This is a genomic window from Pseudomonas spartinae (assembly GCF_965197125.1).
Taxonomy (GTDB): domain Bacteria; phylum Pseudomonadota; class Gammaproteobacteria; order Pseudomonadales; family Pseudomonadaceae; genus Aquipseudomonas; species Aquipseudomonas composti_A.
In genome coordinates, this window is sequence record NZ_CBDAMB010000003.1 from 97175 (window position 1) to 111726 (window position 14552).

At 62.2% G+C, this 14552-nt stretch carries 15 protein-coding genes; 11 read left to right on the forward strand and 4 right to left on the reverse strand.

Annotation, left to right across the window (positions count from 1 at the left end; genetic code table 11):
- Positions 1-96: 96 nt before the first annotated feature.
- Entirely contained in the window at positions 97-723 is a 627-nt protein-coding gene (locus tag ACN8M7_RS07815; protein WP_061239381.1) for an ANTAR domain-containing response regulator, read from the reverse strand.
- On the reverse strand, positions 720-1853 hold the full coding sequence (locus ACN8M7_RS07820; protein WP_061239380.1) for a transporter substrate-binding domain-containing protein: 1134 nt from the start codon (positions 1851-1853) through the stop codon (positions 720-722). The genes ACN8M7_RS07815 and ACN8M7_RS07820 overlap by 4 nt, the downstream gene beginning before the upstream one ends.
- 667 nt (positions 1854-2520) lie before the next feature.
- On the opposite strand from ACN8M7_RS07820, the gene urtA reads away from it, so the two are divergent.
- The 11 genes from urtA to ACN8M7_RS07875 all read left to right on the forward strand — a co-directional run bounded on the left by urtA (position 2521) and on the right by ACN8M7_RS07875 (position 12449).
- Positions 2521-3702, forward strand: coding sequence for an urea ABC transporter substrate-binding protein (gene urtA, locus ACN8M7_RS07825; protein WP_061239379.1), 1182 nt, complete (start codon positions 2521-2523; stop codon positions 3700-3702).
- 90 nt (positions 3703-3792) lie between these two features.
- Positions 3793-4695 carry an urea ABC transporter permease subunit UrtB gene (urtB, locus tag ACN8M7_RS07830; protein WP_061239378.1) on the forward strand — a complete coding sequence of 301 codons (903 nt, stop codon included), beginning with the start codon at positions 3793-3795 and terminating at the stop codon, positions 4693-4695.
- Between the two features lies 1 nt (position 4696).
- The gene (gene urtC, locus ACN8M7_RS07835) at positions 4697-5830 is read left to right on the forward strand and encodes an urea ABC transporter permease subunit UrtC (protein ID WP_490260375.1); all 1134 of its coding nucleotides are present in this window, start codon (positions 4697-4699) and stop codon (positions 5828-5830) included.
- Positions 5827-6564: an urea ABC transporter ATP-binding protein UrtD gene (urtD, locus tag ACN8M7_RS07840; RefSeq protein ID WP_061239376.1), complete on the forward strand. Its 738-nt coding sequence runs from the start codon at positions 5827-5829 to the stop codon at positions 6562-6564. The genes urtC and urtD overlap by 4 nt, the downstream gene beginning before the upstream one ends.
- Positions 6565-6566: 2 nt before the next feature.
- Complete coding sequence (urtE, locus tag ACN8M7_RS07845) at positions 6567-7256, forward strand: urea ABC transporter ATP-binding subunit UrtE (protein WP_490260376.1); 690 nt, start codon at positions 6567-6569, stop codon at positions 7254-7256.
- A gap of 21 nt (positions 7257-7277) precedes the next feature.
- Complete coding sequence (gene ureE / locus ACN8M7_RS07850) at positions 7278-7718, forward strand: urease accessory protein UreE (protein ID WP_490260377.1); 441 nt, start codon at positions 7278-7280, stop codon at positions 7716-7718.
- On the forward strand, positions 7715-8446 hold the full coding sequence (locus ACN8M7_RS07855) for an urease accessory protein UreF (protein ID WP_490260378.1): 732 nt from the start codon (positions 7715-7717) through the stop codon (positions 8444-8446). Before ureE ends, ACN8M7_RS07855 begins: the two co-directional genes overlap by 4 nt.
- A gap of 42 nt (positions 8447-8488) precedes the next feature.
- Entirely contained in the window at positions 8489-9184 is a 696-nt protein-coding gene (locus ACN8M7_RS07860) for an urease subunit beta (RefSeq protein WP_490260740.1), read from the forward strand.
- 3 nt (positions 9185-9187) lie between these two features.
- The gene (gene ureC, locus ACN8M7_RS07865; protein WP_490260379.1) at positions 9188-10900 is read left to right on the forward strand and encodes an urease subunit alpha; all 1713 of its coding nucleotides are present in this window, start codon (positions 9188-9190) and stop codon (positions 10898-10900) included.
- Positions 10901-10926: 26 nt separating this feature from the next.
- Positions 10927-11586, forward strand: a complete 660-nt coding sequence (gene ureG, locus ACN8M7_RS07870; protein WP_061239371.1) for an urease accessory protein UreG — start codon at positions 10927-10929, stop codon at positions 11584-11586.
- Positions 11583-12449, forward strand: a complete 867-nt coding sequence (locus tag ACN8M7_RS07875) for an urease accessory protein UreD (RefSeq protein WP_490260380.1) — start codon at positions 11583-11585, stop codon at positions 12447-12449. Before ureG ends, ACN8M7_RS07875 begins: the two co-directional genes overlap by 4 nt.
- A gap of 60 nt (positions 12450-12509) precedes the next feature.
- Here the strand turns inward: ACN8M7_RS07875 and ACN8M7_RS07880 are convergent, their stop codons facing one another.
- Entirely contained in the window at positions 12510-13133 is a 624-nt protein-coding gene (locus ACN8M7_RS07880; RefSeq protein WP_490260381.1) for a trimeric intracellular cation channel family protein, read from the reverse strand.
- Between the two features lie 7 nt (positions 13134-13140).
- Positions 13141-14499 carry a glutathione-disulfide reductase gene (gorA, locus tag ACN8M7_RS07885; RefSeq protein WP_490260382.1) on the reverse strand — a complete coding sequence of 453 codons (1359 nt, stop codon included), beginning with the start codon at positions 14497-14499 and terminating at the stop codon, positions 13141-13143.
- Between the last annotated feature and the right edge of the window lie 53 nt (positions 14500-14552).

Consider the following 14552-nt stretch of genomic DNA (forward strand, 5'->3'; position numbering starts at 1 on the left):
CCGGCCGCCGCGCGGGGCCCCATACTTGCCGAATCAGGGCGTATGGCGGCCAGCGCGCAGAAAGAGGGTCCGGCCCACTGGGCCGGACGCTCAGAATCAGGTTTGTTGAAACAACTCGTGGGCCTTGACCAGCGCCTCGGCGATCTTTTCCACCGGTTCGCGCTTGGCCATGGCCTGATCGCGCAAGGCGTTGTAGGCGTCGATTTCCGACATGCCCTTGGTTTCGATCAGGATGATCTTGGCTTGCTGCACGGTGCGTATCACGGCCATCCGCCCCTCCAGCCGCTTGACGTGCTTTTCCCGCTCGCGCGCCTTGCGCGATTGACTCAAGGTCAGCGCCAATGCCGTGAGCAGGCCGAACGAGCGAACCGGCGACGGGATCACCGAGCAGGCATTGAGCTGCAGCAAGGCCTCGACGATGATCGGATTTTCATAGGCGATCACCGGGATGACCGGTGGCGTGCTGGCATGCAGCAGCCAGGGTGTTTTGGTCGACAGGCTTTCCGGGGATACCGCAAGCACGATCACGTCGACCTCGGCATTGAGTCGCTCGGGAATTGGCCATTGCACGCGTACCTGACAACCGATGCGCTGCAGTTGCGCAGTCAGGTTGCGGCCATCCTCGTCATCCGGGTGCACCACGAGCACGCTGATGTCGCGCAGGTCCTTGATCCCTGCGCTGCTGTCAGCGCGTTGCCGTTTCTTGGCCGCGCGCAGGGTCATAGCGCGCTCCCGGAGCGCCAGTCATTCAAACGTGGCGCAATGGCGTATGGATCGGGTTTGAGGGCGCCCTGGCTTTCATAGAGGATGTCGAACTGGCCCTCGGCGTTGGCCCGCCCGATGCGTGAAAACAGGTAGGTGTGATGGTTGTGCGGGTCGACGCGCACGCGTCCTTGCGGCGCCTCGAACTCCAGGCCGCGCATCGCTTGCAGCACGTCATCGACCTCGGTGCTGCCTGCGATGAGAATCGCCTTGGCCAATAGATGGGTCTGAAAGTAGGCGGCTTCCCAGCAGCGGTCGGTGACCTGCTCCTGGCCAAACAAGGCGCGATACTCTGCGATGCATTGGTGGTTGACTGCGCTGTCGACCGACTGAAAGTAGGTCGCCGCCGATATGTGCCCCGTGCCCAGATGAACGCCCATCTGCTTGATGTCGGTCTCGCTGGCGGTCAGGCTGGCGATCGGCATGCTGGCCGGATCGAAACCGGCATCGGCATAGGCCTGGTACAAGTGCGCCATGGATTCGCCCACGACAGTGGAGAAGATGAAGGACGGTTTCAGTTCCCTGGCCTTGGCCATGAGCTTGGCGAAGTCTTCGGGCCGAGCGTTCTTCAGCGGCAGGTAATATTCGCCGAGCTTGATGCCTCCCCGTTCGTACAACAGGTCGCTCATCAGCCGGTTGGTCTCATAGGGATAAACGTATTCGGAGCCAATCATCAAGACCCGGTTGCCGAAGTGATCGAGCATGTAATTGCCCAGCGGCACAGTGTTGTGATTGGGTGTCGCACCGGTGTAGATGATGTTGCGTGAGTACTCGAAGCCTTCGTAGTACACCGGGTACATCAGCAGTGCGTCGTAGCGTTCCACGATCGGCAGTGCGGCCTTGCGCGCAGCAGAGGTGTAGCAGCCGAAGAAGAAGCGCAGGTTTTCCTCGCGGATCAACGATTCGAGATGCATGGCATACAGCGCTGGGGTCGAATCGGGATTGCGGGTGATCAGCTCCAGAGGCTGCCCCCCTACTCCACCGGCTGCATTGATCTGCTCGATCGCGAATTGTGCGCCGCGCATTGTCGAGCGCTCGGCGGCTGCCGTGACGCCGGTATCGGAAAACACACCGCCTATGCGGATCACCATGCCTATCAACCTTGTTCGGAGACCGAACGCCCGGCATCCGTCAGGATACGAGCCCTCGGCAAAGAGTCATCATGCAAAAAGTCGGAGAACGCTGGCCGTGGATTAACGGCTGCAATCAGGCTATCTGTGCCTGAAACCGGCGCGACTGCGCTGTCGAGGCCGGTCATGCGAGGGGCCTTCCACACCTGCCGGAAATGGGCGTGTGACAAGGAACCCTGCGAGGGTACTGCCCCTATGCAGATTGTGGGCCACTGCCCTTTTCAACGACCGCTGCGTCGAGCCCAGCCATGGGCGCGCTGATGATTGGCGGCACGAACCAGCACCCGTCGCCGCCGTGAAGCACTCACGTTTTTGGTGCGCCGCCACCAGCCTTGCACCAAGGGAGCGCAACGCCAGTCGGGCGTGCAATTAATGCAGGGAATGACGCGGGTTGCTCAAGATAGCCCCTGATCAGGCCATCTCTGATAATTGGCACCACCCTTGCACTCACCCTCTCGAGACATCGCGCTGGCTGTCTGCCCTACGCCCACTTGGCAAGTAGGGAGGCGCCTGACGTACGACTGGCTTGGACACAGTTGTCCCGCCAGATTCGGCACAAGAAGCCTGACCTCCCGGTTATTCGTTTAGCCGGGACGTCGGGCTTTTTTCATTCAAGGGGAAAAATGAGATGCAATACGACAAGCGCCGTTTGATCAAGCACGCCCTGCTGCTGGGGGCCTTCAGCCTGTTGCCGTTTTCTCTGGTCAATCAGGCGCAGGCAGCAGAAACCGTCAAGGTGGGGATCATCCATTCGCTCACCGGCACCATGGCCATGAGTGAAGCCTCGGTGGTGGACGCGGAAAAGCTCGCCATCGATGAAATCAATGCCAGTGGCGGCGTGCTGGGCAAGACCATCGAGCCGATCATCGAAGACGGTGCAAGCGATTGGCCGACCTTCGCGGAAAAGGCACGCAAGCTGCTGGAAAGCGATCATGTGGTGGCCACTTTCGGCGCCTACACGTCGGCCTCGCGCAAAGCCGTGCTGCCGGTATTCGAGCGTAACAAGGGCCTGCTGTACTACCCGACCTTCTACGAAGGATTGGAGAAATCCCCGGCCATCATCTACACCGGTGCCGAAGCCTCGCAGCAAACCCTGGCCGCGGTTGGCTGGCTGATGGCCAACAAGGGCAAGAGCGTCTACCTGATCGGTTCCGACTACATCTGGCCACGGACCACGAACAAGCTCGCCCGTGCCTCGGTGAGCAAGCATGGAGGCTCGATCGTCGGCGAGGACTATCTGCCCCTGGGAAGCATCGAGTTCTCTTCGGTCATCAACAAGATCAAGGCGGCCAAGCCCGACATCATCCTGTCGACCGTCGTCGGCGGCTCCAATGTTGCCTTCTACAAACAGCTCAAGGCCGCCGGCATCGACAGCAGCAACCAGACCCTGATGGCGCTGGCCGTTACCGAAGAGGAAGTCACCGGTATCGGCGCCGAAAACCTCCTCGGGTTTCTGACCTGCATGAGCTACTTCCAGAGCCTGAAGAACCCGGTCAACGAAAAATTCGTCGCTGCGTTCAAGGCGCGCTACGGCGACAACCGCGTGGTAGGCGACCCGATGGCTGCCGCCTACACCGCGGTTTACCTGTGGAAGAACGCCGTGGAGAAAGCCGGCAGCTTCGATGCGGCGGCAGTGATTGCAGCGTCTTCGGAGATGACCCTCGATGCGCCTGAAGGCGAGGTCAAGGTGCACAAGGACAACCACCACCTGTGGAAGCGTGCGCGCATCGGCACCATCAACGCCGAGGGCCAGGTCGACGTGATCTACGAGTCCGCGCCGATTGAACCCAATCCCTTCCCGAAACTGTAACGCGAGGCCCGGCGCGACTCACCTCGCGCCTGCGGCCACCCCGAGGTTCTGAAACGGGTTCGCCCATGTGCAGCGACAGGTAGTGACGCAATGACTCTCGATATTCTGATCATGCAGGTGTTCAGTGGCTTCTCACTGTTCTCGGTATTGGTGCTGATGGCGCTGGGGCTGACCATCGCCTTTGGCCTGATGGGGGTCATCAACATGGCCCACGGCGAGCTGATGGCGATGGGGGCGTACATGACCTACGTCACATCACTGGTGTTCCAGCGCTACTTCCCCGAGCTCATGGGCTGGTACTTCATCATCGGCATCGGTGTCGCCTTCGTGGTGACCTTTGCCTTCGGCCTCCTGCTCGAACGCTGCTTCATCCGCTTCATGTACAACCGTCCGCTGGACACCTTGCTGGCCACCTGGGGCCTGTCGCTGGTGCTGCAGCAAGTGTTTCGCCAAGTGTTCGGCCCCAAGGAAGTCAGCGTGCCGACCGTGGAATGGCTGCAGGGTGCCTGGAGCCTCAGCGAGACTCTGGAGCTGCCGCTCAACCGGATTTTCATCATTGGCCTGACGTTCGTCATCGCCGCTGCGGTGTTCCTGTTCCTCTACCGCAGTCGCTGGGGGCTGCGTATCCGCGCGGTGACCCAGAACCGTGCGATGGCCGGTGCTGCAGGCATCAACACTGCACGCGTCGATTCCGTGACATTCGCCCTGAGCTGCGGCTTGGCCGGGATCGCCGGCAGCTCGTTCACCATGCTTGCCTCGACGGGGCCGATGAGCGGCCAGCAGTACCTGGTGGACACCTTCATCGTCGTCGTGTTCGGCGGCGTCGAAAGCCTGCTCGGCACCTTTCTCTCCGCCTTCGCCATCGGCCAGACGCAGATATCGCTGGAGTATCTGACCACCGGCTCCATGGCCAAGGCGATCACCCTGATGGTGGTGATCGTGTTGCTGTTCTTCCGCCCCAACGGCCTGTTTGCCGCGAAAGTGAGACGTTGAGATGAACGACATGACAAATACCCGGCCACAGGCACCCTCGCGTGCTCGGCGCTGGCTCAATGCCGGCTGGTTGCCGCTGATCGAGCGACATGGCCTGATCTGGCTGTCGATCCTGTTGTTGGTCGTCCTGCCGCTGAGCCTGGGCGACTTTCGCCTCGGGCTGGCCGGCAAGTACCTCAGCCTGGCGTTCTGCGCCCTGGGCATGGTGCTGATCTGGGGCTACGGCGGCATCCTGAGCCTCGGCCAGGGCATCTTCTTCGGCCTGGGCAGCTACATGATGGCCATGTACCTCAAGCTGGAAGCGACCGCCAACGATGAAGCGGCCAGCGCCCTGGCGGCCTTCTACGGATCGGCCCTGCCCGACTTCATGATCTGGAACAGCGTCGAGGCGTTGCCCTGGTGGTGGAAACCCTTCGAGTCGGCGACCTTCACCATCGCGGCGATTCTGATCATCCCCCCGCTGCTGGCGTTTGCGTTCAGCTACGCCTACTTCAAGAAACGCGTAGGCGGCGTGTATTTCTCCATCATCACGCTGTCTCTGGCGTCGATCATGTCGATCCTGATCATCGGCCAGCAAGGTTATACCGGTGGCGCCAACGGCCTGACCGATTTCAAGACGGCGTTCGGCCTGAGCCTGCAGACACCCCAAACACCCTGGATCCTGTACTTGCTCACCGCCCTGCTGCTGCTCGGCTGCGTGGCGCTGTTCGGGCTGATTCTGCGCAGCCGTCTGGGCAAGGTGGTGGTGGCCATTCGTGACCGAGAAGACCGCGTGCGCTTTTCCGGCTACAACACGGCGTTGTTCAAGGCCTTCATCTTTGCCGTCGCCGCGCTGATCTCGGCCCTGGGCGGGGTGATGTTCACGCTCCAGGTCGGGCTCGCCTCGCCCTCTCTGGTGGGCATCATTCCCTCCACCGAAATCGTCATCTACGCCGCCCTGGGCGGACGTCTGTCACTGGTCGGCGCGGTGTACGGCACGCTGCTGATCGGCGTGGCGAAAACCTACCTGTCGGAGAACTTTGTCAACTTCTGGCAGTACTTCATCGGCTTCCTGTTCATGGGCGTGGTGCTGTTCCTGCCAGCGGGGCTGGCCGGGCTGTTGCAGCGCTTGAGCAACAAGGAGGGGCAGTCATGAGCGCGATATTGCTGAGTGTCGAAGACTTGACCGTGTCCTTCGATGGTTTCAAAGCCGTGGACAACCTCAACTTCTACGTCGAGCAAAACCAGGTGCATGTGGTGATCGGCCCCAATGGAGCCGGCAAGACCACCCTGCTGGACATGATCTGCGGCAAGACCCGCCCCAGCGCCGGGAGCATCCGCTTCAAGGATCTGCAGCTGGCCAACATGATCGAGTACCAGATCACCCGTGCCGGGGTCGGGCGCAAATTCCAGAACCCTTCGGTGTACGAAGACCTGACCGTGCGCGAGAACCTGGACATCTCCTCGCCGGACAAACGGGGCATTTTCAACTGCCTGTTCGCCCGCAAGGACAAGGCCCTGGAGGCCGAAATCGAACGCACCGCCGAGATGATCTTTCTGCACGACCAACTGGGCCGCAAGGCCGGCCTGCTGTCCCATGGCCAGAAGCAATGGCTGGAAATCGGCATGCTGCTGATGCAGCGCCCCGAACTGCTGTTGCTTGACGAGCCGGTGGCCGGCATGAGCGCCGGCGAGCGGGAAAAAACCGCAGGCCTGCTCAAGCAGATCGCCAAGGGTCGCGCCATGGTCATCATCGAACACGACATGGAGTTCGTGAAATCGGTGGCCGACAAGGTCACCGTTCTGCACCAGGGCAAGACCCTGGCTTACGGCTCAATGGATCAGGTGCAAAACGATCCTCGCGTCATCGACGTCTACCTGGGGCACTGAGCATGCTGACCGTTAACAATCTCAACGTGTATTACGGCGAAAGCCACGTCCTGCGTAACCTGGAGCTGAATCTGGCGCCCGCAGAATCCCTGGCGATCATGGGCCGCAACGGCATGGGCAAGACCACCCTGCTGAAAAGCCTGGTGGGCATGCTGCCCGCCCGCAGTGGCAGCATCCAGCTGGTGGGCGAAGAACTGATCGGGCGCAAGAGTTACGACCGGGTCGCGGCGGGCATCGGTTTCGTGCCCCAGGGGCGGATGATCTTTCCTTACCTGAGTGTCGAAGAAAACATTCTGAGCGGCATGCAGGGCGCGCCTACCGCGCGGATTCCCAACTACATCTACGAGTATTTCCCGGTGCTGTTCGAGATGCGCCGACGCAAGGGCGGCAACCTTTCCGGTGGTCAGCAGCAACAGCTGGCCATTGCCCGGGCACTGGTCTCCAACCCCAAGGTACTGATCCTCGACGAACCCACCGAGGGCATCCAGCCGTCGATCATCAAGGACATTGCCCGCGCCCTGAACCAGTTGAAGAAAGAACGCGGATTTTCCTTGGTCGTCTCCGAACAGGTGCTGTCGTTCGCCATGGCCGTGGCCGACCGCTACCTGATCATCGAGAAGGGTGAATTCGTCCACAGCGAGACGCAAGAAACCCTCGATCGCGAGCGCATCCTGCGCTACCTGACCATCTGACTCGACACAGGACAGCATGCCATGTTGATACTCGAGCGCATCCTCGGCCAAGCCAGCGACCCCGCCCTTGCCGAGCAGCTTCATGACCTCAGCCACCGCGGTCAGGTCGAAACCCTGAGTCTTTCGGCCAGCGATATCCAGCGTCATCGTCTGCGCCTCGCCAGCGACCGTGGCACCGACTGCGCCATTCGCCTGGAGCGTCATCAGAACTTGCGCAACGGCTCGGTGCTGATGCTCGACGGCGAGCGAGCCATCGTCGTGCAGATGCAAGATCAGCAATACCTCTCGTTGCGCCCTCGCGACGCCGCTGCAGCGCTGGAGCTGGGGTATTTCGCCGGCAACATGCACTGGAAAGTGCACTTTGCCGACGGCCTTTTACAGATTCCGCTGCAGGGCCCGGAAGCCGATTACCTCGAACGCCTGGAAATGATGCTGGCAGACGGCCGAGTGTCGCGTTTATGAACCCATTGCACAGCAGTCTGTTGGCCTTGCAGCAGGCCGACAGTTTTTTCCCTGGGGGCGCCGTGGCCTGGTCATGGGGGCTGGAGACACTGGTTGCCGATGGGCGCCTGGGCGCCACCAGCGCAGTGGCGCTCGCACGACGGCAACGGGGTGTGCCGCGCGATCGCAGTGCGCAGGTAAATGGTTTCGTCGAAGGCCAGCTACGTCATCGATGGGCTACTTTCGACCGGGTGTTCCTATCCGCTGCCTGGCACGCCGCCGACAGTCTCCAGGCATTGTCCGCGCTGGATGCACGGATCGAGGCGTTGACCCTCGCCGAAGAGCTGCGCCAGGGCTCGCGCCGGCTAGGCCAATCATTGCTGGGCGTGCATGTGGCCATGGGCACATCTAGCGCCGAAGCCTACCAGCAGTGCATCGCCAGTGGCGCCGCTGCGGGACATCTTGCCGTGGTGCAAGGCTTGCTCTGGCAGCGCCTGGGCATGGATCTCGATCACTGCCAGCTCGCCGCCGCACACGGGCTGTGTACGGGGTTGGTCAGCGCTGCCGTTCGCCTGGGCGTGATGGGCCACCTCGATGCGCAACGGATACTGACCGATATCCAGCCGCTGCTGCTGGAACTCCTCGCCCAGCCCGTCCCCGATCTTGAAGACGCCAGCGGCTTCACCCCCATGGCCGAAATTGCCGTGATGCGCCACGAATCCCAGGAACTCCGACTCTTTGCCAATTGAAGCGACGAGCGCTGCGCCTGCCACCGAACGAGGAACATGAACATGCTGTTGACCCCAACAGAACTCGAGCGATTGACGCTCTACACGGCCGCCGAGCTTGCGCGTAAACATCGGGTCAAGGGTCTGCGCCTGAACTTTCCAGAGGCCAGTGCCCTGATTGCCGACGAGATTCTCGAAGGCGCGCGGGAAGGTCGTAGCGTCGCCGAACTCATCGGCTTCGGCTCGACGATACTCAGTACCGATGACGTCATGCCGGGCGTCGCTGAACTGCTGCCGGTGCTGCAAGTGGAAGGCACATTCCCCGATGGCACCAAGCTGGTCACCGTGCATCAGCCGATTCGCCCCGGGCGCTTGCCGCTGGAAAGCATGCCACCGCCTGGGGAAATCATCGCTGCGCCAGGCGACATTCAACTGAGCGAAGGCCGGCCCAGAGCGAGCCTGCGCGCCGTCAACACCGGTGACCGCCCGGTGCAGATCGGCAGCCACTATCACTTTTTCGAGGTCAACAAGGCGCTGGATTTCCCCAGGGAAATTGCCTTCGGCATGCACCTGGATATCCCTGCCGGCACTGCCGTCCGCTTCGAGCCTGGCGAACTGCGCGAGGTGCAACTGGTGCAATTTGGCGGCAGCGGCGACATCCATGGTTTCAGCGGCCTGACCAACGGCAACCTGCACGACCCCGCCTGCAAGGCTGCAGCCCTGCAACGCGCACGCGCTCAACACTTCAAGGGGGCCTGAGCCATGGCCACGATGACTCGTAAAGAATACGCCGCCATGTACGGCCCCACCGTCGGCGATGCCGTGCGCCTGGGGGACACCTCGCTGCTGGCCGAAGTCGAGTTCGACCATTCGGTGCCAGGCGATGAATGCCTGCACGGTGGCGGCAAGAGCTTGCGCGACGGCATGGGGCTGATGCCAGGCTACGACAGCGCCGACGGTGCACTGGACATGCTGATCTGCAATGCGCTGATCATCGACCCGGTGCTCGGCATCGTCAAAGGCGACATTGGCATCAAGGAAGGCAAGATCGTTGCCATCGGCAAGGCCGGCAACCCACAGGTCATGGATGGCGTGCATCCACAACTGATTTGCGGTGTGGCCACCACCGTGCGTGACGCCGAAGGGTTGATCGTCACTCCCGGCGGCATCGATGTGCACGTGCATTTCGACTCGGCGCAGCTATGCGAGCACGCATTGGCGTCCGGGCTGACCACCTTGATCGGTGGTTCACTCGGCCCGATCACGGTGGGCATCGACTGCGGCGGCGAATGGAACGTGGGCAAGATGCTGCAGGCTTCCGAAGCCTGGCCGATCAACTTCGGGTTTCTCGGGCGCGGCAATTCCAGCAAGCCCGAATCCTTGCTGGGACAACTGCGCGGTGGCTGTCTGGGCTTGAAGATTCACGAAGACTGGGGCGCCATGCCAGCGGTGATCGATACCTGCCTCAAGGTCGCCGACGAATACGACTTCCAGGTGCAGTTGCACACCGACACCCTCAACGAGTCGGGCTTTCTCGAGGACACGCTGGCGGCCATCGGCGATCGCACCATTCACATGTACCACACCGAAGGCGCGGGCGGCGGGCATGCGCCGGACATCATCAGCGTCGCCGGCAAAGCCAACTGCATCCCCTCCTCCACCAACCCGACCAACCCCTACACCCTGAACACTTTCGACGAGCATCTGGACATGATCATGGTCTGCCACCACCTCAATCCAGACGTGCCGGAAGACGTCGCGTTCGCCGAATCCCGTGTGCGCCCGCAGACCATTGCCGCCGAAGATATCCTGCATGACACCGGCGCGATCTCGATCCTTGGTTCGGACAGCCAGGGCATGGGCCGGATCAACGAAGTCATCTGTCGTACCTGGCAACTGGCCTCGAAGATGAAGGATCAGCGCGGGCGCCTGGCAGAAGAAGCAACCGCCCTGGGCGATAACGAGCGGATCAAGCGCTACATCGCCAAGTACACGATCAACGCGGCGCGGGTGTTCGGTATCGACCGCTACATCGGCTCTCTGGAGCCCGGAAAAATCGCCGACCTGGTGCTATGGCGGCCCGCGTTCTTCGGGGTCAAGCCGGAACTGGTGGTCAAGGGCGGCTTCATCGTGCACGGCGTGATGGGGGATTCGGCGGCATCGCTGTACACCTGCGAACCCTTGATGATGCGTCCGCAGTGGGGTGCCTTCGGTGAAGCCCCGCAGGCGTTGTCGGTGAACTTCGTCAATCGTCTGGCCGTCGAGTCCGACACGGCCGCCAAGCTCGGCCTCAAGAAAGCGCTGCTGCCGGCCATCGGCACCCGCACTCTGCGTAAATCCGACATGTTGCACAACGATGCCTGCCCCGATATCCGGGTCGATCCACAGACATTCGACGTATACGCCGACGGCGAGCGCCTGACCTGCGAGCCGGTCAGCGAAGTCCCTCTGGCCCAGCGCTACATGCTGCGCTAACCCTACAGGCACAAAGGAGGCAAATGATGAAAACCTCGTTCAATGCGCAATCGGCTAGCGAGTTGCCACTCCATCCCGGCGCCGCCCGTGTCGGGATCGGCGGCCCGGTCGGCTCGGGCAAGACCCGCCTGCTGGAGCAACTGATCCCACGCTTCATCGCCCGTGGTACCGAACTGGCGGTCATCACCAATGACCTGGCGACTCGCGAGGATGCCGAGCGCGTCAGGCGCAGCGGCCTGATCGATGCCGAGCGAGTACGCGCCGTGGAGACCGGAGCATGTCCGCATACGGCGATCCGCGAAGACCCGACAATGAACCTGCAGATGGCAGACGAGCTCGAAGCGCGTTTCGCAGGGCTCGATCTGCTTCTGATCGAGTCGGGAGGCGATAACCTGGCTTCGACGTTCTCCCTTGATCTGGTGGATTACTGGATTTTCGTCATCGACGTGGCAGGAGGCGACGACATTCCGCGCAAGCGAGGTCCCGGGGTGTTGAGTTGCGATCTGCTCGTCGTCAACAAGTACGACCTGGCGCCCTATGTCGGTGTCGACCTGCCGCGCATGCGCCGCGAGTCCGATGCTGCACGTGACGGCAGGCCGGTGCTGTTCACCAATTGCGCCACGGGTGAAGGCGTCGATGCGGTCGTGGACGCGATCAGCCGCGCCGTGCTGTTCGACCGCTCATGAACGCACCTCAGAGGTTGTTTCGTCCCTTGACCGAATCCGTGGAACCTCAAGCGTGGATCACCTTCAGCCAGAGCGCGGGTGGCGACAGCTATATTTCTGCGCAACAGGTAGGTTACCCCTTTCATCTGGGTCGCACGCTCAAGCTCCCCGACGATCCGCCAGGTATGGCGGCGGTGTACCTGCAATCCTGTTCGGGGGGGATTTTTGCAGGGGAGCGTCTGCACGTGCGCCTGCACGCAGAAGCCGGTAGCCAGGTGCACGTCAGCACCGGTGCTGCCACCATCGCGCATAGCATGCTCGAGCAGCCGGCACGACAAGTGGTCAGTCTGGAGGCAGAAAACGGCGCGCTGCTCGAATACCTGCCGATGACCACGATCTTGTTCCCCCACGCGAAACTGCACAGCCGGGTAAACGTGACCCTGCACCCAGAAGCCCGGGTAATGCTATGTGACGCGTTTTCTCTGCATGCGCCGCAAGGGAGCAGCGAAACCTTCGATGTTTATCGCGCCGATCTGGAAGTGCGCAGCCCCAGCGGCCAGCTCTTGGCGGGAGACACGCTGGCACTGAGTGGCGAAGACATGCGCCGTCGATTGCCCGGCGTCAGCGAGGGCATGCAAGCGTTGTCGACATTCATGCTGCTGGGACACGGTCTGCCGGTCGACATACTCAAACAGCAGCTGCGCGATGCACTGTCCGTCCTGCCCGACAGCTACGTTGGCGTCAGCGCATTGCCCAACGATTGCGGGGTCAGCGTACGCGTCATGACCCTCGACGCGGTGGCGTTGCGCCAGGCCCTGCACTGCATCTGGTCCTGTGCCCGCGAACAGCTGACCGGCATCACGCCCAGGCCACGGCGCAAATGAGCGCTCGTGCCCCACTCGTCACGTCGCAACGGCGCACAGGAACCTGGTCTTTCCTCTTGATCAGGGCTTATCAAGCAGATGGAATCGTGGCAACGCCAGGTGCCAATGGATGGCGGCCAGGCGCGCGAGCAGCACGACCAGCATGGCGGCAGCAGTATCCAGCCAGTGCGGCGTGCCGATCATGCGCAGGCCGATGAAGGTCAGCGCCCCGGCGATGCAGGCCGTGGCATAGATTTCCTTCTGGAAGATCAGCGGGATCTCGTTGCACAGCACATCGCGAATCACCCCACCAACCACCCCGGTCATCACCCCCATGATCACCGCGGTGCTGATCGGCGTACCGTGCTGCAGCGCCAGTTCGGTGCCATACACGGTGAACACGGCCAGACCGAAGGCATCGGCGATCAACAGACCCTTCTCGTGAATCGGCCGAGTCATGCGCACCCAGGCCACGGTGCCCAGCGCTGCCAGCGAGGCCACCAGAACGTAAGTGTCGTCACGAATCCAGCTGACCGGATGATTGTCCAGAATCAGGTCGCGCAAGGTGCCACCACCCAGGGCGGTGACGATGGCCATCACCAGCACGCCGAATAGATCCATGGACTTGCGGCCCGCCATCAGGGCACCGGTGATGGCGAACACCGCCACGCCGAACAGGTCGGCGACGTAGAAAAGGGTTTGCATGCTGTCCTCAGCGGCTGACCGGCGTACGCAGGGTGACGAACTCCTCGGCGGCGCTCGGGTGCACGCCGATGGTCTCGTCGAAGATCTGCTTGGTCGCACCGGCCTTCAGTGCGATGGCCAGACCCTGGACGATCTCACCGGCCTCCGGCCCCACCATATGGCAGCCGAGCACGCGGTCGCTGTCGGCGTCGACCACCAGCTTCATCAGCGTACGTTCCGGATCCTCGGTGAGCGTCAGCTTCATCGGCCGGAAGCGGCTCTCGAAGACCTGCACCTTGTAGCCCTCTTCGATGGCCTGCTCCTCGCTGAGGCCAACGGTGCCGATATTCGGCAGGCTGAACACCGCGGTGGGAATCATCCGGTAGTCCACCGGGCGATATTCCTCGGGCTTGAACAGCCGGCGCGCAACCGCCATGCCTTCGGCCAGCGCGACCGGCGTCAGCTGCACGCGGCCGATCACATCGCCGAGGGCGAGAATCGATGGCGTGGAGGTCTGGAACAGGTCGTCGACCTCGATGTAGCCGCGCTTGTCCAACTTGACCTCGACGTTCTCCAGGCCGAGGTTATCGAGCATGGGCCGGCGGCCGGTGGCGTAGAACACGCAGTCGGTTTCCAGCACGCGACCGTCCTTGAGCGTGGCGGCCAGGCTGCCGTCGGCCTGGCGTTCGATGCTGGCGATATCGGCATTGAACTGCAGGTCGACACCCTTCTTGTTCAGCTCGTCGCGCAGGTGTTCACGCACCGCACCGTCGAAACCCCGCAGGAACAGGTCTCCGCGATACAGCAGCGAGGTCGTTGCGCCCAGGCCATGGAAGATCGAGGCGAACTCCACGGCGATGTAACCGCCGCCCACCACCAGTACGCGCTTGGGCAGCTGCTTGAGGAAGAACGCCTCGTTGGAGCTGATGGCAAGCTCACGGCCAGGAATATCGGGGATCTTCGGCCAGCCGCCGGTGGCGATCAGAATGCGCTCGGCGCTGTGACGCTGGCCATTGACCTCGACGGTATGCGCGTCGACGATGCGCGCATGACCTTCGAACAGACTGACACCGCTGTTGGTCAACAGGTTACGGTAGATGCCATTGAGGCGTTCGATCTCGCGGTTCTTGTTGGCGATCAGCGTCGCCCAATCGAAATTGGCCTCGCCCAGCGACCAACCGAAGCCCGAGGCCTGCTCGAAGTCGTCGGAAAAGTGCGCGCCGTACACCAGCAGCTTTTTCGGTACGCAACCGACGTTGACGCAGGTGCCGCCCAGGTAGCGGCTTTCGGCGACCGCAACACGGGCACCATAACCAGCGGCGAAGCGCGCCGCACGTACGCCGCCGGAACCGGCGCCGATAACGAACAGGTCGAAGTCGTGACTCATGGGGTATCTCCTTGGCAGACGAGGAGCATACCGTAAAGGCCAGCGCCAAGCCG